At 68.4% G+C, this 22,677-nt stretch carries 22 protein-coding genes; 13 read left to right on the top strand and 9 right to left on the bottom strand.

All coding sequences use genetic code 11. The features are described from left to right. Positions 1-29: 29 nt before the first annotated feature. A complete protein-coding gene (locus JWQ81_RS35155) occupies positions 30-785 on the top strand; it encodes an acyltransferase (RefSeq protein ID WP_297548363.1) in 756 nt (251 codons plus the stop codon). A gap of 197 nt (positions 786-982) precedes the next feature. On the opposite strand, the gene JWQ81_RS35160 is transcribed toward JWQ81_RS35155, so the two are convergent. Together JWQ81_RS35160 and ilvA are read right to left on the bottom strand one after the other, a co-directional pair. After that, a complete protein-coding gene (locus JWQ81_RS35160) occupies positions 983-1,558 on the bottom strand; it encodes an NADAR family protein (RefSeq protein ID WP_297548365.1) in 576 nt (191 codons plus the stop codon). A gap of 25 nt (positions 1,559-1,583) precedes the next feature. Continuing rightward, positions 1,584-2,840 (bottom strand): threonine ammonia-lyase IlvA, encoded by a 1,257-nt coding sequence (gene ilvA, locus JWQ81_RS35165; RefSeq protein WP_297548367.1) that lies wholly within the window; start codon positions 2,838-2,840, stop codon positions 1,584-1,586. Positions 2,841-2,933: 93 nt separating this feature from the next. Here ilvA and JWQ81_RS35170 point away from each other — a divergent pair, with 93 nt between their 5' ends. Then, a complete protein-coding gene (locus JWQ81_RS35170; RefSeq protein WP_297548369.1) occupies positions 2,934-3,122 on the top strand; it encodes a hypothetical protein in 189 nt (62 codons plus the stop codon). Between the two features lie 33 nt (positions 3,123-3,155). Here JWQ81_RS35170 and JWQ81_RS35175 read toward each other — a convergent pair whose 3' ends face one another. Both JWQ81_RS35175 and JWQ81_RS35180 read right to left on the bottom strand, forming a co-directional pair. Then, positions 3,156-3,686 (bottom strand): hypothetical protein, encoded by a 531-nt coding sequence (locus tag JWQ81_RS35175; RefSeq protein ID WP_297548371.1) that lies wholly within the window; start codon positions 3,684-3,686, stop codon positions 3,156-3,158. A 40-nt stretch (positions 3,687-3,726) separates the two neighbouring features. Beyond that, positions 3,727-5,154, bottom strand: a complete 1,428-nt coding sequence (locus tag JWQ81_RS35180) for a short-chain fatty acyl-CoA regulator family protein (RefSeq protein WP_297548529.1) — start codon at positions 5,152-5,154, stop codon at positions 3,727-3,729. A gap of 258 nt (positions 5,155-5,412) precedes the next feature. On the opposite strand from JWQ81_RS35180, the gene aceA reads away from it, so the two are divergent. The 5 genes from aceA to JWQ81_RS35205 all read left to right on the top strand — a co-directional run bounded on the left by aceA (position 5,413) and on the right by JWQ81_RS35205 (position 11,086). Then, a complete protein-coding gene (gene aceA, locus JWQ81_RS35185; RefSeq protein ID WP_297548373.1) occupies positions 5,413-6,699 on the top strand; it encodes an isocitrate lyase in 1,287 nt (428 codons plus the stop codon). A 110-nt stretch (positions 6,700-6,809) separates the two neighbouring features. Continuing rightward, complete coding sequence (gene aceB, locus JWQ81_RS35190; protein ID WP_297548375.1) at positions 6,810-8,423, top strand: malate synthase A; 1,614 nt, start codon at positions 6,810-6,812, stop codon at positions 8,421-8,423. A gap of 285 nt (positions 8,424-8,708) precedes the next feature. Beyond that, positions 8,709-9,296, top strand: coding sequence for a TetR/AcrR family transcriptional regulator (locus tag JWQ81_RS35195; RefSeq protein WP_297548377.1), 588 nt, complete (start codon positions 8,709-8,711; stop codon positions 9,294-9,296). 461 nt (positions 9,297-9,757) lie between these two features. Further along, a complete protein-coding gene (locus JWQ81_RS35200) occupies positions 9,758-10,216 on the top strand; it encodes a nuclear transport factor 2 family protein (RefSeq protein ID WP_297548378.1) in 459 nt (152 codons plus the stop codon). A 12-nt stretch (positions 10,217-10,228) separates the two neighbouring features. Continuing rightward, on the top strand, positions 10,229-11,086 hold the full coding sequence (locus tag JWQ81_RS35205) for a hypothetical protein (RefSeq protein WP_297548380.1): 858 nt from the start codon (positions 10,229-10,231) through the stop codon (positions 11,084-11,086). On the opposite strand, the gene JWQ81_RS35210 is transcribed toward JWQ81_RS35205, so the two are convergent. The 5 genes from JWQ81_RS35210 to JWQ81_RS35230 form a co-directional block, all read right to left on the bottom strand. Further along, entirely contained in the window at positions 11,083-12,336 is a 1,254-nt protein-coding gene (locus tag JWQ81_RS35210; protein WP_297548381.1) for a glycosyltransferase family 4 protein, read from the bottom strand. The two genes, JWQ81_RS35205 and JWQ81_RS35210, sit on opposite strands and share 4 nt — an antisense overlap. Before the next feature lie 114 nt (positions 12,337-12,450). Beyond that, a complete protein-coding gene (locus JWQ81_RS35215) occupies positions 12,451-12,939 on the bottom strand; it encodes a glutathione peroxidase (protein WP_297548383.1) in 489 nt (162 codons plus the stop codon). Positions 12,940-12,968: 29 nt separating this feature from the next. After that, on the bottom strand, positions 12,969-14,465 hold the full coding sequence (locus JWQ81_RS35220; protein ID WP_297548385.1) for a glycoside hydrolase family 57 protein: 1,497 nt from the start codon (positions 14,463-14,465) through the stop codon (positions 12,969-12,971). Continuing rightward, a complete protein-coding gene (locus JWQ81_RS35225) occupies positions 14,462-15,232 on the bottom strand; it encodes a class I SAM-dependent methyltransferase (RefSeq protein WP_297548387.1) in 771 nt (256 codons plus the stop codon). Before JWQ81_RS35225 ends, JWQ81_RS35220 begins: the two co-directional genes overlap by 4 nt. Positions 15,233-15,262: 30 nt before the next feature. After that, positions 15,263-16,108, bottom strand: a complete 846-nt coding sequence (locus JWQ81_RS35230; protein WP_297548389.1) for a DegV family protein — start codon at positions 16,106-16,108, stop codon at positions 15,263-15,265. Positions 16,109-16,351: 243 nt separating this feature from the next. On the opposite strand from JWQ81_RS35230, the gene JWQ81_RS35235 reads away from it, so the two are divergent. The 6 genes from JWQ81_RS35235 (at position 16,352) to JWQ81_RS35260 (ending at position 22,673) form a co-directional block, all read left to right on the top strand. Continuing rightward, the gene (locus JWQ81_RS35235) at positions 16,352-17,140 is read left to right on the top strand and encodes an electron transfer flavoprotein subunit beta/FixA family protein (protein WP_297548391.1); all 789 of its coding nucleotides are present in this window, start codon (positions 16,352-16,354) and stop codon (positions 17,138-17,140) included. Positions 17,141-17,155: 15 nt separating this feature from the next. Next, a complete protein-coding gene (locus JWQ81_RS35240) occupies positions 17,156-18,115 on the top strand; it encodes an electron transfer flavoprotein subunit alpha/FixB family protein (protein ID WP_297548393.1) in 960 nt (319 codons plus the stop codon). A 161-nt stretch (positions 18,116-18,276) separates the two neighbouring features. Continuing rightward, positions 18,277-19,059 (top strand): GNAT family N-acyltransferase, encoded by a 783-nt coding sequence (locus tag JWQ81_RS35245; RefSeq protein ID WP_297548395.1) that lies wholly within the window; start codon positions 18,277-18,279, stop codon positions 19,057-19,059. Continuing rightward, positions 19,056-19,949 (top strand): 1-acyl-sn-glycerol-3-phosphate acyltransferase, encoded by an 894-nt coding sequence (locus JWQ81_RS35250; protein ID WP_297548397.1) that lies wholly within the window; start codon positions 19,056-19,058, stop codon positions 19,947-19,949. Before JWQ81_RS35245 ends, JWQ81_RS35250 begins: the two co-directional genes overlap by 4 nt. A 127-nt stretch (positions 19,950-20,076) precedes the next feature. Next, positions 20,077-21,432 carry an MFS transporter gene (locus JWQ81_RS35255; RefSeq protein WP_297548399.1) on the top strand — a complete coding sequence of 452 codons (1,356 nt, stop codon included), beginning with the start codon at positions 20,077-20,079 and terminating at the stop codon, positions 21,430-21,432. 26 nt (positions 21,433-21,458) lie between these two features. After that, entirely contained in the window at positions 21,459-22,673 is a 1,215-nt protein-coding gene (locus JWQ81_RS35260) for a cysteine desulfurase family protein (RefSeq protein ID WP_297548401.1), read from the top strand. Positions 22,674-22,677: the final 4 nt, after the last annotated feature.

A 22,677-nucleotide genomic window follows, 5' to 3' on the forward strand; every position in this document is an offset into this window, starting at 1 on the left:
GGTCCCCTCGACAGGTTACGGTCAGCGGCATGACGTCGATGTGGGGTGCGCCGGTTTTGTCCAGGCTGGGTGCCTGGCGCCAAGCCCGGCGGGACCCGAGGCAGGCCAAGTTCCTGACCGGCGACTCGCTGCGCTGGATCCTGCGCAACCGGGCGTACACGCCGTGGTACCTCGTGCGGTACTACCGGCTGCTGAAGTTCCGGGTCGCCAATCCGCACATCATCCTGCGCGGGATGCTGTTCCTCGGCAAGAACGTCGAGATCCACTGCCGTCCCGGTTATGGACGGCTGGAGATCGGCCGCTGGGTGCACATCGGTGACGGCAACGCGATCCGCTGCCACGAGGGCTCACTGCGGATCGGGGACAAGGCCGTCTTCGGCAGGCAGAACGTGATCAACGCCTACCTCGATATCGAGCTCGGCGCCGCGACGCTGGTGGCCGACTGGGTGTACATCTGCGACTTCGACCATGTCATCGCGGACATCACGGTGCCGATCAAGGACCAGGGCATCGTCAAGGCGCCCGTCCGGATCGGCCCGGACACCTGGCTCGGCACCAAGGTGTCGGTGCTCAAGGGCACCCGGATCGGGCGCGGTTGCGTGCTCGGCGCGCACTCGGTGGTCCGGGGCGAGATCCCGGACTACTCGATCGCCGTCGGCACGCCGGCGCGCGTCGTCCGCAACCGCGAGGACGACTACGCCGCCGACGCCGCACGTCGTGAAGCCATCGCCGACATGGCCCGCAAGGCGAACAAGGCCCTGCAGAAAACCCTCGGTGACCAGTAGCGCTGCCACGTTGACGGAGCCGAGTCCCACACCGGGTTCCGCAACCATCGCAACTCGACGGCGAGTTGCGATGGTTGCGGACGCTAAGTACCGCAACTCGACGGCGAGTTGCGACGAAACGGTTCACTCGGCCACCCACCGGACACGACACACGAGGGCACTTTGCGCAAAAGTGGCTCTTGTGTCGTATGTGTGGGTCAGGCGGGGTGGGCGCGGAGCTGCTCGCGGACTTCCATCAGGGCGAAGCCCAGGAGGTTGAGACCGCGCCAGTAGTCGGGGCGGATGGCGTCCTTGTTGTCGCGGTCGAGGCCGATGCCCCACACCGTGTCGTGCGGGGACGCCTCGACGAGGACGCTGTCACCGGTGCCGAGCAGGTACTTCAGCAGCTTGCGGTGCTGCGAGAACTTCGCGAGGTTGCCGTCGACGACGATGTCGAAACGGTGCGCCTCCCACTCGTCCTTGTCGAACCCGGCGACCTCGCGGCCGAGGATCTTGGCGTTCTTGGGGTTCGGGTCCTGCCTGATCTTCTCCGCGGTCTCGTCGTCACCGAACAGCATCGCCTTGCTCGCCATCATGAAATGCTCGGCCGAGCGGTACGTCTCGTCGTCGAGGGTGAAGTCGGCCTGCCACCACTGGCTGAGGCAGGTCTGGTTGATGATTCCGCCGTACGGTGGGCGGTGGCCGAAGAACAGCAGGTATTCGGGCTGCACACCGCCATGGATGAGCTCTTTGAGTTCGTACAGGCTGCGGACGCCGGTTACCTTGCTTGACATGCCTTCAACCTAAAGCAGGCGGTCCCTACAACAAAAAGTGGAACAGCGGACTGCCCGGTTCGACCCGCTCGACCTGCAGCGGGCTGTGGTCCAGCCGCTCCAGGAGGCCGCCGAGGTCCGAAGCCCGCGCGACCTCGATCCCGATCAGCGCCGGGCCGGTCTCGCGGCTGTTGCGCTTGATGTACTCGAAGCGCGTGATGTCGTCGTCCGGGCCGAGCACCTCGTCGAGGAAGCGACGCAACGCTCCGGGCTCCTGTGGGAAGCCGACGAGGAAATAGTGCTTCAGCCCTTCGTGGACCAGGGAGCGTTCCAGGATCTCGCCGTACCGGCTGACGTCGTTGTTCCCGCCGGACACGATGCAGACGACGCTCTGCCCTGGCTCGATCTTCACCGCGTCGCGCAAGGCGGCCGTGGCCAGCGCGCCCGCGGGTTCCGCGATGATGCCGTCGGACTGGTACATCGTGAGCATCTCGGTGCAGATCGCGCCTTCGGTGACCGACGTCAGCTCGGCGCCGCTGTCGCGGACCAGGGGATAGGTGACGAAGCCTGCCTGGCGGACGGCCGCGCCGTCGACGAACGAATCGAGGTCGTCGACGGGCACGGAGCGCCCGGCGGAGAGCGCGGCGGCCATGCTGGCCGCGCCCGCCGGTTCCACGCCCACGATCCGCATCCCGGGATGGCGTTCGGCTGCCCAGCTGGCGACACCGGCGATCAGTCCGCCGCCGCCGACCGGCACGATCATGAGGTCGGGGGTGAACCCGAGCTGGTCGATGACCTCCAGCGCGACCGTACCCTGGCCGGCCACCGTGCGGACGTCGTCGAACGCCGGCACCAGCGTCGCGCCGGTGCGTTCGGCCTCCGCGTTCGCCGCGGCGAACGCGTCCTCGTAGGTCTCGCCGACCACGATGACCTCGATGTGTGCGCCGCCGAGCGTGGCGATGCGCTGACGCTTCTGACGCGGCGTCGTACCGGGCACGAACACCCGTCCGTTGGCACCGAGCCGTCGACACGCGTACGCGACGCCCTGCGCGTGGTTCCCCGCGCTGGCACACACGACGCCGCGGTCGCGGGTGCCTTCGTCGAGCTGGACGATGAAGTTGTAGGCGCCGCGGACCTTGTAGGACCGCACTGTCTGCAGGTCTTCGCGTTTGAGCCACACACGAGCGTCTACTTGCGAGGACAACCGCGCGTTGGGTTCGAGCGGCGTCCGCGTCACCACCCCGGCCAGGCGGTGTGCGGCTTCTTCGACCATAGCTGCGTTCACGGTTTCGATCCCTTGCACGAATGCTGAATCTACTTCCCGCGCCCTGCCACGACCGGGTGGGGCGGTGCCGATGCCGGGTGGGAGCTCGCCGAACACCGGTACCTGTACATCGTGCAGCGGCCCGAGCGAGCCGGGAATGCCGTCCTCACCGCGTTCGTCGACGATCTCGACGCGCGGATGGCCGCGATGTCCGCGCGCGGCATCGAACCCGTTCAGCAGGAGACGTACGGCAACGGCGTGCGAAAGGTCACCTACCGCGACGCCGAGGCTAACGAGATCAGCTTCGGTGGCGCGCCGTGACCGGGGACGGCGTCAGCTGGTGATGTTCGGTGGTTACGCATTCGTGCGTCCTTCTCGGCTGGACAAGGCGGGCGTGTCCAAGCCGATTTCGCGTTCGACGTCGGCCCAGTCGAGGGTGTGGCGTACCCAGGGCGGGGGCGGGGTGCCCTGGTGGCCGAACAGGTAGAGGTGCGGGACCAGGTCGCGGAGATGGCCGAGTACGTCGGCGCGGTCGTCGACGAAGTGGGTGATTCCCAGCTCGGCGCAGTGCACCGCTTTGTCCGGCCGCCGTCGGCAGAACCGGAGCTGGTCGCTGTCGATACCGGTGCGGGCCCAGAAGTCGTGGTGATCGAGCCACTGTTCGGTGCGCTGCTGGATGCGTTCGCCGCATTTGGAGACCACCCACACGCGGCCTTCGAACTGTGCCGTCAGACGGGCGAGGGCGTCGAAACAGCCTGCGCTTGCTGGGGTGGCCATGGCTTGGTCGTAACCGCCGGACAGGAAGACGGTGTCGCCCTTGCCAGGCGCGGACCTGCCGGCGTTGATGACTTTTCCGAAGTCGACCCCCAATCTTGATTCGTTCATCCGCTCAGCCTGCCAGCCGGCCCCCTCCAGTGGAACCGCTTTAACCCGGCTTCGGGACGGCGGGGTAGGGGACGAAGGTGCTGGTGTTCTCGTCGACGGTCAGCTGCTTGCCGATCGTCGGGAACGCGCGCTGGGTGCAGGCGGGGCGTTCGCAGACTTTGCAGCCCATCCCGATCGGGGTCGCCGCGGCACGGTCGTCGAGGTCGAGGCCGGTGGAGTAGACCAGCCGCTTTGCGTGCCGGAGTTCGCAGCCGAGCCCGACTGTGAACGTCTTGCCGGGGCTGCCGTACCCGCCGATATTGCGGGAGATCGTCCGCGCGACCCAGAAGTAGCTCTTGCCGTCCGGGACGGTCGCGATCTGGGTGAGGATCTTGCCGGGAGACGCGAACGCCTCGTAGATATTCCACAGTGGACACGCGCCGCCGACCCGCGAGAAGTGGAAACCGGCCGCGGACTGGCGTTTCGACATGTTCCCCGCGCGGTCGACCCGTACGAACGAGAACGGGATCCCGCGCAGTTTCGGCCGCTGCAACGTCGAAAGCCGGTGGCACACCGTCTCGAAGCCGACCCCGAAATGGTCGCACAGCCGCTCGATGTCGTAGCGGAAGTTCTCGGCCGTGGTGTGGAACGGGCCGTAGGGAAGGATCAGCGCGCCCGCGAAGTAGTTCGCCAGCCCCACCCGGGCGAGCGAACGTGCGGCGGGGCCGGAAAACGCCCACGAGTCGGCCAGTTCGGTGATCAGGCCGTCGTATTCGAGCAGCGCGATCTGCGAAGCCATCCGAAACGCCCGCTGCCCGATCCGCAGGCTCGGCGCAAGGCTCAGCGTGCGGGACGCGGGCTGGTACCGGTGGAGCTCACCGCCGGCTTCGTCGATTCCCTCCGCGGTGACGGTGACGCCGTAGTGCTCGGTCAGCCGTCGTTGCAACGCGCTGAGGACGGTGCCCCGCTCCAGCGGGATCTCCGCGGCCATCCGCTCGGCGCGTTCGTCCAGTTCGGCGACGTAGTTCTCTCGCTCGTAGAAGAAGTCGCGAACCTCCTCGTGCGGCAGCGAGCCCGCGGCGCTGCCGTGCAAGCCGGTACCGTTTTCCATGGTCAGCGCGGCGGTGTTCTCCACCGAGTTGCGATAGCTCCGGTGCAGCTTGACCAGCGCCTGCGCGATCGCCGGCAGGTTGGTCGCGAGCTCGTTCAGCTCGCTCATCGACGCCTCGACGCCGATTGCCTCGTCGAGCAGCGCTTCCTTGACGTCGGCGACCAGGCGGGACGTGTCGTTGTTGGCGAAGAACTCCGTGTCGACACCGAAAGCCTCCGTGATGCGAAGCAGTACGGGAACGGTCAGCGGGCGTGAATTGTGCTCGATCTGGTTGAGGTAGCTCGGTGAGATCTCCAGCACACGAGCGAGGTCGGCCTGGCTCATCGACCGGCTTTCGCGCAGATGCCGCAGTCTCGCGCCGGCGAAGGTTTTGTCCACATCGGCCTCTCTGTCCGCAAGGTTTGCGGCCATGACCGATTCAGAGACCGATCAAGTCCGCGCCTTTTCCCGCTGCCGCGAAGTCGTCCTTCGCAACCTTCGCACTTAACATACGTAGCCTTCGCAGAAATTGGCAAGTTGGCTACCTGGATCTGTTTTCCCTGGACATGTCATGGTTCGACCAAGCAAGCGGACGTCGCAAAGTTCGCAAGATGATTCGCCAGGTTGATGCAGTGTTGGCAAGAAGGAGCGTTCACGATGACTGAGCAGGCCAAGCAAATGGCGCAGGCGGCAGCTGAGCTGGCCCAGCAGTGGGAGTCCGACCCCCGGTGGGCTGGCATCAAGCGCTCGTACAGCGCGGCCGACGTCGTGAAGCTTCGCGGCAGTGTCGTCGAAGAGAACACCCTCGCCCGCCGTGGCGCGGAGAAGCTGTGGAGCCTCCTGCACACCGAGGACTACATCCACGCGCTCGGCGCGCTGACCGGCAACCAGGCCGTGCAGCAGGTGCGCGCCGGCCTCAAGGCCATCTACCTGTCCGGGTGGCAGGTCGCCGCCGACGCGAACCTTTCCGGCCAGACCTACCCGGACCAGAGTCTCTACCCGGCCAACTCGGTGCCCGCGGTCGTCCGCCGCATCAACAACGCGCTGAGCCGCGCCGACCAGATCAACTGGGCTGAAGGCAATACCGACACCGACTGGTTCGCCCCGATCGTCGCCGACGCCGAGGCAGGCTTCGGCGGTCCGCTCAACGCGTTCGAGCTGATGAAGGGCATGATCAACGCCGGTGCCGCGGGCGTGCACTGGGAGGACCAGCTCGCCTCGGAAAAGAAGTGCGGCCACCTCGGCGGCAAGGTGCTGATCCCGACCAAGCAGCACGAGCGCACGCTGAACGCCGCCCGTCTCGCCGCGGACGTCGCCGGCGTCCCGACCGTGGTCATCGCCCGCACCGACGCGCAGGCCGCGACGCTGATCACCAGCGACGTCGACGACCGCGACAAGCAGTTCGTCACCGGCGAGCGCACCGCGGAGGGCTTTTACCACGTGCGGAACGGCATCGAGCCGTGCATCGAGCGTGGCCTGGCGTACTCCGACTACGCGGACCTGCTGTGGATGGAGACCTCCGAGCCCGACCTCGAGGTCGCGCGGAAGTTCGCCGAGGCCATCAAGGCGAAGAACCCGGACCAGCTGCTGGCGTACAACTGCTCGCCGTCGTTCAACTGGAAGAAGCACCTGGACGACGCCACGATCGCGAAATACCAGCGCGAACTCGGCCACATGGGCTACAAGTTCCAGTTCATCACGCTCGCCGGTTTCCACGCGCTGAACTACTCGATGTTCGACCTGGCGCAGGGCTACGCGAACGACGGCATGACCGCGTACGTCGAGCTGCAGGAGCGCGAGTTCGCCGCCGAGTCGCGGGGCTACACCGCCACGAAGCACCAGCGTGAGGTCGGCACCGGCTGGTTCGACCAGGTCGCGACCGCGCTGAACCCGGAGAGCTCGACCACCGCGCTGAAGGGCAGCACCGAAGAAGCCCAGTTCTAGGCCCGCCTCACCTCTAGGGCTCGTGAGCGTTCCGGCTGGTTCTAGGCGGGTTCTAGGCGGCCAGAATGCTCACGAGCTCTGGGGGTGACCCACTTCGGAAGGTTCCGATCATGGCTGACAAGTTCCCGTATCGCATCGAGGTCACCGGGCCCGCCGAGGAGCGGTTCGGCGAGATTCTCACCCCGGCCGCGTTGGCGTTCCTCGCACGGCTGGACAACGCGTTCGCCGGACGCCGCTGCGAGGTGCTCGATGCCCGCAGGCTCCGCCGCGAGAGGCTCGCCAGCGGCGAGGAGAAGCTTGACTTCCTCCCCGAGACCCGCAGGATTCGTGAGGACGACTGGATGGTCGCCGGTGCCGCCGCGGGCCTGGAAGACCGCCGCGTCGAGATCGCCGGCCCGACCGACCGCAAGATGGCGGTCAACGCGCTGAACTCCGGCGCGAAGGTCTGGCTCGCCGACTTCGAGGACGCGACGTCCCCGACCTGGCACAACGTGATCGACGGTCAGCTCAACCTCTTCGACGCCATCCGGCGCGACATCGACTTCACCACCGACGCGGGTAAGCGCTACGCCATAGCCGACAGCCCCGCGACCATCGTCGCGCGGCCTCGCGGCTGGCACCTGGTGGAGAAGCACATCCGCATCGACGGGCGCCCGGTGTCGGCGAGCCTGGTCGACTTCGGGCTGTACTTCTTCCACAACGCGCGTCAGCTGCTCGCCCGCGGCAGCGGCCCGTACTTCTACCTGCCCAAGCTGGAAAGCCACCGCGAAGCGCGCCTGTGGAACGACGTCTTCCGGCTGGCGCAGGCCGAACTCGGCATCCCGCAGGGCACGATCCGGGCGACCGTGCTGATCGAGACGATCACCGCGGCGTTCGAAATGGACGAGATCCTGTACGAACTGCGCGAGCACGCGGCCGGGCTCAACGCCGGTCGCTGGGACTACATCTTCAGCCTGATCAAGAACTTCGGCGACCAGGGTGCGGACTTCGTGCTGCCGGACCGGTCGCAGGTCACGATGACGGTCCCGTTCATGCGGGCCTACAGCGAGCTGCTGGTGAGTACCTGCCACAAGCGCGGCGCGCACGCCATCGGCGGCATGGCCGCGTTCATCCCGAGCAAGGACCCGGACGCCAACACGATCGCGTTCGACAAGGTCCGCCAGGACAAGGAACGCGAGGCAGGCGACGGCTTCGACGGTTCATGGGTGGCGCACCCCGGGCTGGTGCCGGTGTGCCGCGAGGTCTTCGACGAAGTGCTCGGCGGCTGGCCCAACCAGCTCGGCCGGCTGCGTGACGACGTCGAGGTCGGCGCGGACGACCTGCTCAACGTGGCCAGCGCCGGTGGCGAGGTCACCGAAACGGGCGTGCGGGCCAACATCAACGTCGCGCTGCGGTACGTCGACGCGTGGTTGCGCGGTACCGGCGCGGCCGCGATCAGCAACCTGATGGAGGACGCGGCCACCGCGGAGATCGCGCGTTGCCAGGTGTGGCAGTGGATCCGCAACGGCACCAAGCTGGCCGACGGCACCGCGGTGACCGCCGAGCTGGTGCACGGCTACCTCGACGAGGAGGCTGAGCGGGTGCGTGCGGATCTCAGTGCCGGCCACCGTCTCGACGATGCCCGCGCGATTTTCGAGGAGACCGCGCTCGGCGAAAAGCTGCCCAGCTTCCTGACCACGGGCGCCTATGCCCGCTATCTCACGGACACCGGTTCCCTTACCTGACAAAGGGAAACCGGTCACGTCGGACGGCTGACGGGATTAGGTCGTCCGACACAACGAAAGGCCCGGCGGTTGCTTCCGCCGGGCCGTTTCGTTTGAGGTACTCAGCGTTTGACGTACTCAGCGTGTCTTCAGGCAGCGATCTGGTCGCCGCCGCCGCCGACGACGAGGGAGCTGCCGGTGATCCAGGCCGAGCAGCCGGAGACGAAGCCGGGGATGACGACGTTGACCATACGGTCCATTACCCAAGTTATGGACCAATCGGTCAAGTTGGTCTAGCATGGCCGCATGGCACGACCTCGGAAGTTCGACGAAGCCCAAGTGCTTGAGGCTGTCCGGGACGAGTTCTGGGCGAAGGGCTACACGGCGACGTCCCTCGACGACCTCATGAAGGCCACCGGCCTGGGCAAAGGGAGCCTGTACGGGGCGTTCGGCGACAAGCACCAGCTGTTCCTCAAGGCCCTCGGCATCTACGCGGGCGAGCGGGTTGTCGGTATTCAAGAGGCGCTCGCCGGCGAGGGTTCCGCGGTCGAACGTCTGCGGGCAGCCTTCGACGTGCCTGAGCCGGCCGGGGGTGATGTGCAGGAGGCGACGCGGGGCTGCCTCCTCGCGAACAGCTCCACTGAGCTGGCCGCGCTGGACGACGAGGTGCTCGCCTGCGCCAGGAAGACGTACCAGGCTGTCGAAGATCTACTTGTCGACATTGTCGCGCTGGCTGTTGCCGAAGGTGACTTGCCCGCGGGTACGGTGCCTCGCGACCTCGGCCGCCTGCTGTTCGCCGTCCAGCAGGGCGTGGAATTCCTGAGCAAGACCGGCATGGAGCCCGCCGCCCTGCGGCAGATCGGCCGTTCCGCCGCTGCCGCACTGCTGCGGTAGGGCTGCGGCTGCGGCGAAGCGAACTTTGAGTGCGTTGAACGCCAATGCCTGGAACTTGAGGATGTCGGGTGGTTGGCCGGTTGAGGTGGCGGGTTCGGCTCTACTGCAGCAAGGACCGGTGCGAGTGGGTGCACGCGCAAGGGGGTCCGAGGCCTGTCGCGTCGTGTTGCTGTCACTGGCGGGGCTGATGTGGCTGGTGTGGCGTTGTGACGTGTCGTGAAGGCCACCTTCAGGGCGTAAGGCGCACTCAACTAGGCCTTCACGCCGTCGCTGCCCTAGTTGCTTTGGACAGGACCACCCCGACCCCCCTCAAGGTCACCGTAGGTGCGTTGAACGCACTGCGAGGGTCGCCATGTCGTGGCCCGGAGGGAATCGCCGCCACCCCCTAGCGCTGAGAACGGTGGTTCTCTAAGCTGGCGGCACGGGAGAACGCCGGTTCTCCGCAAGTGAGGGAGTCCTTGATGACACCGCGTCCGCCGTTTCCGCCGTTCGACGAGAAGACCGCCGCGCAGAAGGTCCAGGCCGCCGAGAATGCCTGGAACACTCGCGACCCCGAGAAGGTCTCGCTGGCGTACACCGAGGATTCCGTCTGGCGCAACCGCGATCAGCACGTCGTCGGGCGGGCGCAGATCGTCGAGTTCCTCAGTGGCAAGTGGGACCGTGAGCTGGACTACGCGCTCCGCAAGGAGCTGTGGGGCTTTCGCGGCAACCGGATCGCCGTGCGGTTCCAGTACGAGTCCCACAACGTCGACGGTCAGTGGTTTCGCAGCTACGGCAACGAGTTGTGGGAGTTCAGCGACGAGGGCCTGATGCGACGCCGCGAGGCCAGCATCAACGACGTCGCGATCGCGGAGGCCGACCGGCGCATCTTTGGTACGCGTCCGGAGTCCGAATACGGCGTCACGTTCCCGGTTTTCTGAGATGATCCGGCGGTGCGGATCACCCGGCTGGTCGTCGTTGTCTGCGGCGCGTCACTCCTGGCCGGATGCTCGGCTCCGCCGGCCGCTCCACTGACGTCCGTAGCGGCGCTTGGCGAGTACCGCACCATCGACTACTGCAGTCTGCTCGACCTTCCTGGCGTGACCGGCGCCGGAAAGCAGGCGCCGATTTCCTCTTACGAGGACTGCCGCGCGCAGCTGGTCGAGGGAACCGCGCGTCTGGTCGTCGTCATCGGTCCGATCTCGTCGGACGCGGACCCGTCGCTGAAGCCGTACGACTACAAGGCGTCCGCGCTGCCTGCCGGTGTCCGCGTCCAGACGGACGAGTACAACGACGCACAGTCCTGCATCCGCGACGTGACCTTCGCCGACGGAGTCAGGCTGACCGTCGGCGTCGCCGACCAGGCCGCGGCCGCGCCGCAGGTCCGCTGCGACAAGGCCGATGCCGCGGTGGCCGGAGTGCTTGCCGCGGCGACACAGGACAAGGTCCGGCGGCTGAACTTCGCTCCGCATTCCTTCGGCGGGCTCGAGCCGTGCCCGTTGCTGACCGCGACCGACGGGCTCGGCTCGGGCTCGGCGAAACCGGCGCTCACCGGCCACAGCTGCATCCGGGGCACGGTTGACCTGACGTTCGGCATCTCGACGCCGTCCAACGCGGCGCACGAGACCATCGGCGGTCGTCAGGCGTCCATCACCGTGGCCGGCGGGTTCTGCATCGGCCACACCGAGCAGCCCGCGGCCGCCGGAAAGGTCGAGACCGCCGACGTCAAAGCGGTCGACACAGGCGGCAACGGGAACTCCGTGTGCGGTCTGGCCCGCACAGTCGCGGCGAGTGTTTTCCCCAAGCTCTAGTCTTCGAAAGCGTTGCCGGTGGCGATCTTCGGCCTGCCGAGCGTGATCGGCTCGTGGGTCCGTGCCTTCCGGTAGACCTCGGCGGTCGCGTCGGCGATCTTGCCCCAGTCGAAGTCCACGCACAGGCGGGCTTGGGCGGCTTTCGCCCGGCGCAGGGCCGCAGGCTTGTCGCTGAGCACCGCGTCGACCGAGTTCGCCAGCCCGGTGACGTCGCCGGGCGCGAAGGCCAGCCCGGTTTCGCCGTCGACGACGACCTCGCCGAGCCCACCCGCTGTCGACGCCACCAGCGGCGCCTTCGCGGCGGCGGCTTCGAGTGCGACGATGCCGAACGGCTCATACCGGCTTGGCAGGACGACGGCGTCGGCCGCCGCGAGCGCTGCCCGCAGCTCACGGTCCGTCAGGTGCCCTGCGAAGTCGACCGCGCGCAGGATCCGCAGCTTGCGCGCCTGCTCGACGAGCTCGACGTGGTGCCGCCCCTTGCCCGCGACAACCACCCGCGTGCCCGGGTGCCGACGTCGGATCCTCGGCAGCGCGGCCAGCAGGTCCTGGACACCCTTCTCCCATTCGAGCCTGCCGAAGTAAAGGAGCAGCGGCGCCCCGGACGGGCTGTATATCGCGCGGGCGCGGGTGACCTCGCGGCGCGGCACCTGCCAGCTGCGTTCCTCGATGCCGTTGTGGATCACGGTGATGTCGGCGGGTTCGACCTCGAACAGGTGCGAGACCTCCGTGCGCATCGCCTGCGAGCAGGTGATCAGCGCGTCCGCCCGGTTCGCCAGCCACCACTCGACGGAGTGGACCTGCTGGTTCAGCGGGTGGGTCAGCCAGCCGGAATGACGGCCGGCCTCGGTGGCGTGGATCGTGCCGATCAGAGGCACGCCGGCGGCGTCGGCGACGGCGACGGCGGGGTGCGTGACCAGCCAGTCGTGCGCGTGGACGACGTCGGGCCGCCAGTCGCGCAGCAGGTCGGTGGCGGCGCGGACCATCGCGTGGCCCATGGCGAGCGTCCAGGCGATGAGGTCGCGCTCGAAGACCAGGTGCATCGGATCCTCGGCGACCCGGATGATCCGCACGCCCTCGGCCGTGTGGTCGGTCGTCGGATGGGTCTCGGCGTCGGTCCCGGCCTGGTGGCGGCACAGGACGACCACCTCGTGCCCGGACCGGGCGAGATGGCAGGCCAGTGCGTGCACGTGCCTGGCCAGGCCGCCGACCACGACCGGTGGGTACTCCCACGACAACATCAGCACGCGCATGGAAGGAGGTTACTCACGAGTTCACTCGGCGTCGCGGGGGCGGCTGGTGCGGCACGCTCGTGAGTGTTCCGGCCGTCTAGAACCGGCCAGAACACTCACGAGGCGGGACCAGTGTCAGGCGGGGAGGGCGGCTTCGATGGCCTTGACGATGGCCTCGTCCTCGGGCTCGGTCTGCGGACGGAACCGGCCGATGACCTCGCCGTGGGTGCTGATCAGGAACTTCTCGAAGTTCCACTTCACGTCGCCGGCCTCGCCCTCGGCGTCCTGGGTCTGCGTCAGCTCGGTGTAGAGCGGGTGCCGGGCTTCGCCGTTGACGTCGATCTTGGCGAACAGCGGGAAGCTCACGCCGTACGTCGTCGAGCAGAACGTCTGGATCTCCTCGGCCGTGCCCGGCTCCTGCCCGGCGAACTGGTTGCACGGGAAGCCGACGACGGAGAAGCCCTTGTCCGCGTAGCGTTCCTGCAGCTTCTCGAGGCCGGTGTACTGCGGCGTCAGGCCGCACTTCGACGCGACGTTCACCACGAGCAGCGCTTTGCCGCCGAGTGCGCCGAGGGTGGTGGGTTCGTCGGTGATGGTCGTCACGGGGATGTCGTTGATGCTCAAGTTCTTGTGCCCTTCGGAGGAAGTCTTGATCACAGGTTACGCGCGTCGAGGTGGCCGAAGGGGCCGTCCTGCGACCGCAACTCGACGGCGAGTTGCGCGGCTCGCTCGTGCGAACCGGCTCGGATGAGCGACGCCAGCGCGTCGAACCGTTCGGTGTGGACGCGGGCGCGGTCACGGGCGTAACCAGCGGCGGAATCCTTGGTGACCATGAACGCCCAGTCGCTCGACAGCGCGAGCATGGCCTCGGCGGCAGCTTGGTCGCGGGCGGGGTCGCGGGCCGTGCCGTTGCTGGCGATGGCCAGCAGCCGACCCTGCAGTTCTGTGTTCGCCGTCACCATGTCGGCCACCTGCTCGCCGTCCCAGACGCGCCAATCCTTGCCCGAGCCCCACGACGACGCCGGCAGGTCGATCGGCGCGCCGACGTGGCCGGCGTCGAGGGCGCCGCGCAACGTCGTGACGTTGACCCCGGCCTCCGGCAACGCCCTCAGCACCCCTTCGAGCCACGCCGGGCCCTCGTGCCACCAGTGTCCGAAAAGTTCGGTGTCGTACGCCGCGACGACCATCGGCGGGCGGCCGTGCTCGGCGCGCAGCGACCGCAGCCTGTCGACGACGGTCTCGACGAAGTCCTTGACGTGCAAGCGAAGTGTGTCGGCCGCGAGCGCGGGATCGTAGGGCTCCTTGTCGGGTGGCTCGACCTGCTTCCCCGTCACGCGTGAAGGCTTGAGGCCGACTTCGTGATCCCACGTGTGGAAGTCCCGATATGCCGCGTGTCCCGGGTACCCGGCCTTCGGCGACCACACACGGTACGTCACTTCGAGGTCGCGACCGAACGCGTAGACGTCCGACGAACCGACCGGACGGGCAGCCGAAGTGTTGCCGCGCAACGACGGTCCGTCCACCATGAACCGCTGGACACCGGCCGCCGCGTAGTCGTTTTCCATGCCCGGCGCGTACCCGCATTCGGGCGCCCAGATGCCTTCCGGGCGTCGTCCGATGCGCAACGCCGTGTCGTCCAGGCCGCCGCGCAGGGCGAAGGACCGCACCCGCGGATCAAGAAGTGGCTGGAACGGGTGTGTCAGCGGACCGCCGAGCAGCTCGATCGTCCCGGCGTCCACAAGGGACCGCAGGATCGGCGAGAAACCGTGCCGCCAGCGGGTTTCCAACTCTTCGACGGCTCGTGTCGCGGCCTGGTACTCGCTGGCGGCCAGGTCGCGCGTCAGCGGGTCGCCGCGCCACAGCGTCGACGCCTGCTGGGCGCGCAGCTGCCAGTTCCCGAGCCAGCTGTGGAACTCGCGCAGGCTGTACGGATCGTCGAGCTGCGCGGCGAGGACGGGCGTGACGCCGAGGGTCAGCACGTCCCGTTTGCCCTCGTCGGCGAACCGCCGCAGCAGGTCGACCATCGGGAAGTAGGTGTGTGCCCAGGCCTGGTAGAGCCATTCCTCGCCCACCGGCCAGGATCCGTGGTGCGCGAGCCACGGCAGATGGCTGTGCACGACCAGGCAGAAACTGCCTTCGATTTCGCTCACGGCCGCACCGCCACCGCGACGAGGTCGAGGCTCGTGTCGACGTCTTCGCCGTGCACGATGAAGTCCGCCGCGCTGATCGCTTCGACGTCGGCGAGCAGCGCCGGGGGCCATTTCGCCTGGCCGGGGAGCTCGCCCATGACGACGTCGAGTTGCGCGTCGATGATCGACCCGCCGTACGCCGCGTCGAGAGCGCGTAGCGACGGGCCGTGGTGCAGGCCGTGCAGGCGTTCGACGGAGAACCCTGCCGCGCGCAGCAGCGAGTCCAATTCGGACGCTGCGAGTTCCCTGGTGTGGTAAGGATTCAGCGGGGTGTCGCGCCCCGGCGTGAAGGTAATCCGGTTCGGCGTGGTGACCAGCAGCCGTCCGCCGGGCCGCAGCACACGGAAGCATTCGGCGAGGAAGCCGTCCTGGTCCCAGAGGTGTTCGATGACCTGGAAGTTCGCCACGACGTCCACTGTGGACGAACGCAGCGGCAGCACCGCCAGGTTCGCGCGGACGGGCTCGACTTCGGGATACCGCACCGCCACGTGCTCGATCGCGGGCCGGTCGTAGTCGAGGGCGACCACCCGCCGCGCGCGGGCGGCGATGAACGCGGCACCGTAACCTTCGCCACAGCCCGCTTCGAGGACCGTCGCGTCCACGCAGTACGGCAGCAGTTCGAGGTAGGCGGCTTCGTGCCGCCTGAACCAATAGTTCTCCTCGGCGATGCCCGGCACGGTGCGTTCCCCGGTCAGGTGCAGCGCTTCGGCCCTGGATCGCGTCGTCACGCCGCGACCCTATCCCGAGGGCCGCGGGGCTCAGCTCACCGGCGACACTGTGATGCTCAACGCCCCAGGGCCGACATGGGCGCCGATTATCGCGCTCGCGTCGACGAGGTGGCTGTCGCGCACGTTCGGGATCCGCTTGCCGATCTGTTTGGCGACTTCGACCAGTTCGTCTTCCGCGCCGAAGCGGGTGATGGCGAGGTCGACGGTCAGGTTCCCGGCCGCTTTCGTGGCGACTTCGACCATCTTCGCCATCGCGCGCTTCGTGCCGCGGACCTTCGAGTGCGGCGACACCTCGCCGTTCTTGACGATGAGCAGGGGTTTGATCGACAACGCCGTGCCGAGCATCGCCTGGGCGGAGCCGATGCGGCCGCTGCGCCGGAGGTATTCGAGGGTGTCGACGTAGAGAAGTTCGGTGGCGGTACGGCAGCGGTTCTGGGCGGTGTCGAGCACCCGGTGGATGTCGGCCCCGGCCGCGGCCGCGCGGGCGGCCGAGATGGCGGCGTAGCCCATGCTCATGCCCAGCGTGGCGCTGTCGAGTACGTAGACGGGGATGGAGACCTGCGTGGCCGCTTCGCGGGCCGCGTCGGCGGTCTGGGACATCCGGCCGGACAGGTGGATGCTCACGATCGCCGAGGCGCCGGAGGCGGCGGCCTCCTGGTAGGCCCAGAAGAACGCGCCGATGTCGGGCGGGGTGGTGGTGACCGCCCGGAAGTCCCTGATCGCCTGGATCAGATCGGCGCGGGCGAACCGGTGTTCGTCGTCGACGTGACCATCGATGTGCAGTTGGAGCTGCACTACCTTGACGCCCCATTGGGCGGCTAACCGGTCGGGCAGACAGGAGGTCGAGTCCGTGATGACCGTGACGTGGGCGGGCATGGTCGGGGAGGTTAACGCTTAACCACCTACCAGCAGTAGCCCCACCGTTAAGCCGACCGGGCTAAGGAATCCTCGAATGGCCCAACCCGGCAAGTATCGGGACGATCGTCCCGATAAAACGTGCATCCAGGTGAATGCGGTCACCTCAGCAAGCCACGGCCGCCGTTTGCCCATAATCTACCGGCCAGTAGAGCCCTGTCCGGGCGTGAACGCGCTCCAGTAGCGGGAGGTCGAAGAAGACCCATGACGAATATCGTTGTCCTGGTCAAGCAGGTGCCCGACACCTATTCCGAGCGCAAGCTCTCCGGCACGGACCACACTCTGGACCGTGAATCCGCCGACGCCGTCCTAGACGAGATCAACGAGCGCGCGGTCGAAGAGGCGCTGAAGATCAAAGAAGCTGGCGAAGGCGAAGTGACCGTGCTCGCGGTCGGTCCGTCGCGCGCCACCGATGCCATCCGCAAGGCCCTCTCGATGGGCGCCGACAAGGCGATCCACGTCACCGACGAGGCGCTGCACGGCTCCGACCTGCTGGCCACGGCCAAGGTCATCGCCGCCGCGATCCGCAAGGTCGAGGGCGTCGACCTGGTCATCGCCGGGAACGAGGCCTCCGACGGCCGCGGTGGCGCCGTCCCCGCGATCGTCGCCGAGCTGCTGGGCTTCCCGCAGCTCACCCACGCTCGTCAGTTGTCCGTCGAGGGCACGACCGTCAAGGTCGACCGCGAGACCGCAGACGAGGGCCTCACGCACCTCGAAGCGACCCTCCCGGCGCTGATCAGCGTCACCGAGAAGATCAACGAGCCGCGTTACCCGTCCTTCAAGGGCATCATGGCCGCGAAGAAGAAGCCCGTCGAGACGTACACCGTCGCCGACCTGGGCCTGGACGCCGGCGAGGTCGGTCTCGCCAACGCGTGGTCGACCGTCGTCGAGGCTTCCCCGAAGCCGCCGCGCACGGCCGGTCAGCGCGTCGAGGACGAGGGCGACGGCGGCACAAAGGTCGCTGAGTACCTCGTCGGCCAGAAACTCATCTGAGACAGGAGACGCAGAATGTCTGAAGTACTCGTTCTCGTCGACCACGTCGACGGTGCGGTCAAGAAGGTCACCCTCGAGCTGCTCACCGCGGCCCGTGCGCTCGGCGAGCCGTCCGCGGTCGTCGTCGGCGCGCCCGGCACCGCGGGCAAGCTGAAGGAGTCGCTCGCGTCCTATGGCGCGGCGAAGGTCTACGTCGCTGAGTCCGAGGACGCCACGGCGTACCTGGTGACCCCGAAGGTCGACGCGCTCGCCGCGTTGGTGGAGAAGGCTTCCCCGGCCGCCGTGCTGGTCGCCGCCACCGCCGAGGGCAAGGAGGTGTCGGGCAGGCTCGCCGCCCGGCTCGACTCCGGCCTGCTGATCGACGTCGTTGGCATCAACGCCGACGGCACCGTGGAGCAGTCCATCTTCGGTGGCGCGTTCTCGGTGAAGTCGAAGGTCGCCAAGGGCACGCCGATCATCTCGGTGCGTCCCGGCGGCGTCGAGGCGGAGGCGTCCGATGGCGCCGCTGCCGAAGAAGCCGTCGAGCTGCCCGCCGTCGACCCGGCGAAGTCCGCTCGGATCACCGGTGTCGAGCCCATCATCGGCGGCGACCGTCCCGAGTTGACCGAGGCGTCGATCGTCGTCTCCGGTGGCCGCGGGGTCGGCTCGTCGGAGAAGTTCGACGTCATCGAGAAGCTCGCCGACTCGCTCGGTGCCGCTGTCGGCGCTTCGCGTGCCGCGGTGGACTCGGGTTACTACCCGGCGCAGTTCCAGGTCGGCCAGACCGGTAAGACGGTCTCGCCGCAGCTGTACATCGCGCTCGGCATCTCCGGGGCGATCCAACACCGCGCCGGCATGCAGACGTCCAAGACGATCATCGCGATCAACAAGGACGCCGAGGCGCCGATCTTCGAGATCGCCGACTTCGGTGTCGTGGGCGACCTCTTCAACGTGGCCCCGCAGCTGACCGAAGCCGTCACTGCCCGCAAGGGCTGAGGGCGACTGGACGTGAAGGCCACCTTCATTGCGTAATCCGTTGTGAAGGTGGCCTTCACGTACCTGTGAGGAACCTGAGAACCCGCAATTTACTTAACGTGCACTATTCGGTCATCGGATCGCCCACGCGTACGTTTCTTTACGGCGAGTACACCTAGGGCATGACGTCGTCACAGGTCCTCGTCAGCACCGATCAGCCGGGTGTATCCCTCCCGGCCGACGCGCCCCGCTACTCCCTCCTCGTAGCCCATGACAACGATGAAGTCGTTGCCGCACAAAGACTTCGCTACCAGGTCTTCGCCGAGGAGATGGGCGCGACGTTGCATTCGCCGCGGCCAGGACTCGACGTCGACGAGTTCGACGCGTTCTGCGACCACCTGGTCGTCCGGGACGACAACAGCGGCGAGATCGTCGGCACCTACCGGATGCTCCCGCCCGAGCGCGCCCGTGAATCCGGCCGCCTCTATTCCGACGGTGAATTCGACCTGACCGCCCTCGCGGGACTGCGCGGCTCGCTGGTGGAGACCGGCCGGTCGTGCGTCCACCCCGACCACCGCGGCGGCGGCGTCGTCAGCCTGGTGTGGGCCGGGATCGCGCGCTACATGCTGCTGTCCGGACACCGTTACCTCGCCGGCTGCGCCTCCGTGCCGCTCGCCGACGGCGGCAGCCATGCCGCAGGCGTGTGGGATGTCTTGCGCAGGAAGCACTTCGCCCCCGAGTCCCAGCTCGTCACCCCGCTGAACCCGTGGTCGGCGGACGGCATCGAGCGGCCTTCCCGCGCGACGCTCCCGCCGTTGATCAAGGGGTACGTGCGGCTCGGTGCCAAGGTCTGCGGACCGCCGGCGCACGATCCCGAGTTCGGCGTCGCCGACTTCTTCGTCCTTCTCGACCTGCAGAACGTCGACGAGCGCTACCTGAAGTTCTTCCTCGGGACAGGCTCGTGAGCCACGCCTGGATGCCGAAGGCACCCTGCGGCGACGCCTGCCTGACGACCGGAGAGCCGACCGTCGGCCGTGTGCGTCAGGCGTTCAGGATGTTCTCCGCCGTCGGGGTCGTCCTGCTCACGCTTCCGGTCTCGCCCGCGTTCGTCCTGCTGCGGGGACGTGCTCGGATCAGGTTCGTCAGGCTCATCTTTTCCGCGCTGCTGCGGGCTTTCGGGGTTCGGCTCGTGGTCAACGGCGACCGGGATTTCCCGGACGCCGGGCGTGGCGCGCTCGTCGTCAACAACCACATTTCGTGGCTCGACATCGTCGCCGTCAACGCCGTGCGGCCGATGCGCGCGCTGGCGAAGTCCGAGATCGCGAGCTGGCCGGTGCTCGGCGGGCTCGTGGCGCGCGGCGGCAGCATTTTCCTCGACCGCGAGAAGCTTTCGACGCTGCCGGGGACGATGGCGGAGCTCGCCGAAGCGCTGCGCGGCGGCGCGCTCGTGAACGTCACCCCCGAGGGCACCACCTGGTGCGGGCTGGCGTCCGGGAAGTTCACCACCGCGACGTTCCAGGCCGCGATCGACGGCGGCGTGCCCGTGCGGCCGATCGCGCTGCGCTACCGGCTCGCCGACGGCCGGGAGACCAGTCGTCCGGCGTTCATCGGCCCCGAGTCGCTGATCGCCTCGCTGCGTCGCGTCGCCGCGCTGCGCGGCCTGGTGCTCGAGGTGTACGTCTGCCCGGAGATCGCGCCGGGCCGCGCCGCCGACCGCCGGGAACTCGCCGAGCTCGCGGAGTCCGCCGTGCACGCCGCACTCGGCACCGTCCGCATCCCCTCCCAGTCCCGCCGCCGCACCCCGGCGCCACTCCCACTCCCACCCGCCCCAGCCGCCCCTCTCGCCCCACACTGAGAGACCGCAACTCGCCGTCGAGTTGCGGTAGTTGATGCCTGCAACGATCGCAACTCGCCGTCGAGTTGCGATGCCGGATGGCCCGCCGGGTTGACTTCCAGTGGGCTGGAGGTTGCAGGGTTCGAGGGTGACGATCACCGAACCCCGACGCGGCGTGCTGTGGACGCCGGAGCACCGCACCACCACGGTCGGCCTGCTTCTGGTGGTGACGCTCGTCGCGTTCGAAACCATGGGCGTGGCCACCGCGATGCCCACGATGGTTGCCGATCTCCACGGCCAGAGCCTCTACTCCTGGCCGTTCACCGCGTCGCTGATCGCCAGCGTCGTCGCGACCGTCCTCTCGGGCCGGATCGGCGACCGCCGCGGCCCGGCGCCGGCGCTGCTCGCCGGCCCGGCACTGTTCACGGCGGGCCTGCTGGTCGCCGGGACGGCAAACGCGATGCCGATGTTGCTGCTCGGCCGCGTGCTCCAGGGCTTCGGCACCGGCCTGCTCCTGGTGTCCGTCTCGCTGCTCATCGCGCTGACCTACGCCGACCGCGAACGCCCGGTGATCTACGCAGCCAACGCCGCCGCCTGGGTCCTGCCCGCGGTGATCGGGCCTTCGGTGGCCGGGGTACTGACCGTGACCGTCGGCTGGCGATGGATCTTCCTCGGGCTCGTGCCGCTGGTGGTCCTGGCCGTCGCGCTGCTGGTGCCCGTCATCCGGCGGCTCCCGGAGCACCGGCCGGGCGAGCGGACGCAGCGAGCCGGTGTCCCGGCCGCGGTCTCGGCCGCGCTCGGCGTTGCCGCGTTGAGCTGGGCCGCGCAGCATCCGTCGCTGCCGGCGCTCGGCTACGGCGCGGCCGGCCTGGTCGCGCTGGGATTGTCGCTCCGCAAACTCCTGCCGGCGGGCACGCTGACCTCCCGCCCGGGCCTGCCGACGGTCGTCGCGTCGCGTGCGCTCATCAGCGGCGCCTACACCGGCATGGAGGCCTACCTGCCGTTGACGATGAGCACGGTCCACGGCTACAGCCCGGCGCTCGCCGGTTTGCCGCTGACGATCACCGCGCTGGGCTGGTCCGGCGCCTCGGCGCTGCAAGGCCGCCGGCTGGACTGGTCCCGCGAGGCTTCGCTGCGCCTCGGGTTCGTGCTGGTCGCCGCCGGGCTGGTGATCTTCGCTTTCGTCTCGCAGCCCTGGTTCCCCGGCTGGCCGGCGTTCGCGGCCTGCCTGATCGGCGGGTCCGGGATGGGCCTCGCGATGCCCGCGATTTCGGTGCTGCTCCTGCGTTTCTCGCCCGAGGACCAGCGCGGCTTCACCATGTCCGCGATGCAGCTCGGCGATTGGGTCGGTTCGGCGCTGACCGTCGGTCTCGGCGGAGTCCTGCTCGCGGCGCTGGCTTCGGCGAGCCATCCTTCGCCCGCTGTCGCGGCTCTCACTGTCGCTATGCTGGGCATCGCGGCGCTCGGCGTCTTCCTGACGGGTCGGTGGCCCGCCAAGGGGTGAGCCGGAGGGACTATCCTGGGGCAGCGATGACCTATCTCGACCACGCGGCGACGACTCCCATGTTGCCCGAAGCCATAGCGGCGATGACCGAGGCGATGTCCACTGTGGGCAACGCCTCTGCCCTGCATTCCTCCGGACGCCGCGCACGGCGCGTAGTCGAAGAAGCACGCGAAGTCATAGCAGCCGCGCTGGGCGCTCGCCCGTCCGAGGTTCTGTTCACGGGCGGCGGCACGGAAAGCGACAATCTCGCGGTCAAGGGCATCTTCTGGGCGCGAAACTCCGCCGAGCCCGCGCGCCGCCGCATCCTGGTCGGAGCCGTCGAACATCACGCCGTGCTCGACGCCGTCCAGTGGCTGGCCGAGCACGCGGGCGCCGAACCGACCTGGCTCGACGTCGACGACCAGGGCCGGGTTTCGCCGGAAACCCTGCGTGCGGCCATCGAGAGCGACCCCGATGCTGTGGCATTGGTCACCGTCATGTGGGCGAACAACGAGGTCGGCACCATCAACCCCATCGCCGAACTGGCCGCCGTCTGCGCCGAGTACGACGTCCCGATGCACACCGATGCCGTCCAGGCCGTCGGCGCGGTTCCGGTCGACTTCGGGGCCAGCGGCGTCAGCGCGTTGACGCTCACCGGGCACAAGGTCGGCGGTCCGTACGGCGTCGGCGCGCTCCTGCTGGCCAGGGACACCGCGTGCACCCCGCTGATGCACGGCGGCGGGCAGGAGCGCGATGTCCGGTCCGGCACGCTGGACGTCCCGGCGATCCACGCGTTCGCCGCCGCCATCGAGGTCACCGTCGGCAGGCAGCGCGAGCACGCCGAGGGGCTGTCCGCGTTGCGTGACAACCTTGTCGCTGCTGTCCGGCGCGAGGTGCCCGACGCGGTGCTCAACGCCGCCGAGGCCGAAAGGCTGCCCGGCACCGCCCACTTCACGTTCCCCGGCTGCGCGGGCGACAGCCTGCTGATGTTGTTGGACGCCAAGGGAATCGAATGCTCGACGGGGTCGGCCTGCACGGCAGGCGTCGCCCAGCCCAGCCACGTCCTCCTCGCGATGGGCGCCGATCCGGCCGCCGCGCGGGGCTCGCTGAGGTTCTCCCTCGGCCACACCTCGACGCAGGCCGACGTCGACGCGCTCGCTGGGGAGATCGGCGGGGTGGTCGGCCGCGCCAGGCAGGCCGGGTTGGCGGGGATGCGTAAGCAGAAGACAGTCAAGAGTGCCGAAGAAAAGGTGGAGGTGTAGGGGA

The sequence above is a fragment of the Amycolatopsis sp. genome (assembly GCF_025464955.1).
Classification (GTDB): Bacteria; Actinomycetota; Actinomycetes; order Mycobacteriales; family Pseudonocardiaceae; genus Amycolatopsis.

Coding starts and splice junctions, on each gene's coding strand:
- JWQ81_RS35155 (WP_297548363.1), top strand. CDS start 30: ATGACGTCGATGTGGGGTGCGCCGGTTTTGTCCAGGCTGGGTGCCTGG.
- JWQ81_RS35160 (WP_297548365.1), bottom strand. CDS start 1,558: ATGTCAAGCAAGGTAACCGGCGTCCGCAGCCTGTACGAACTCAAAGAG.
- JWQ81_RS35175 (WP_297548371.1), bottom strand. CDS start 3,686: ATGAACGAATCAAGATTGGGGGTCGACTTCGGAAAAGTCATCAACGCC.
- aceA (WP_297548373.1), top strand. CDS start 5,413: ATGACTGAGCAGGCCAAGCAAATGGCGCAGGCGGCAGCTGAGCTGGCC.
- aceB (WP_297548375.1), top strand. CDS start 6,810: ATGGCTGACAAGTTCCCGTATCGCATCGAGGTCACCGGGCCCGCCGAG.
- JWQ81_RS35195 (WP_297548377.1), top strand. CDS start 8,709: ATGGCACGACCTCGGAAGTTCGACGAAGCCCAAGTGCTTGAGGCTGTC.
- JWQ81_RS35200 (WP_297548378.1), top strand. CDS start 9,758: ATGACACCGCGTCCGCCGTTTCCGCCGTTCGACGAGAAGACCGCCGCG.
- JWQ81_RS35210 (WP_297548381.1), bottom strand. CDS start 12,336: ATGCGCGTGCTGATGTTGTCGTGGGAGTACCCACCGGTCGTGGTCGGC.
- JWQ81_RS35230 (WP_297548389.1), bottom strand. CDS start 16,108: ATGCCCGCCCACGTCACGGTCATCACGGACTCGACCTCCTGTCTGCCC.
- JWQ81_RS35235 (WP_297548391.1), top strand. CDS start 16,352: ATGACGAATATCGTTGTCCTGGTCAAGCAGGTGCCCGACACCTATTCC.
- JWQ81_RS35240 (WP_297548393.1), top strand. CDS start 17,156: ATGTCTGAAGTACTCGTTCTCGTCGACCACGTCGACGGTGCGGTCAAG.
- JWQ81_RS35245 (WP_297548395.1), top strand. CDS start 18,277: ATGACGTCGTCACAGGTCCTCGTCAGCACCGATCAGCCGGGTGTATCC.
- JWQ81_RS35260 (WP_297548401.1), top strand. CDS start 21,459: ATGACCTATCTCGACCACGCGGCGACGACTCCCATGTTGCCCGAAGCC.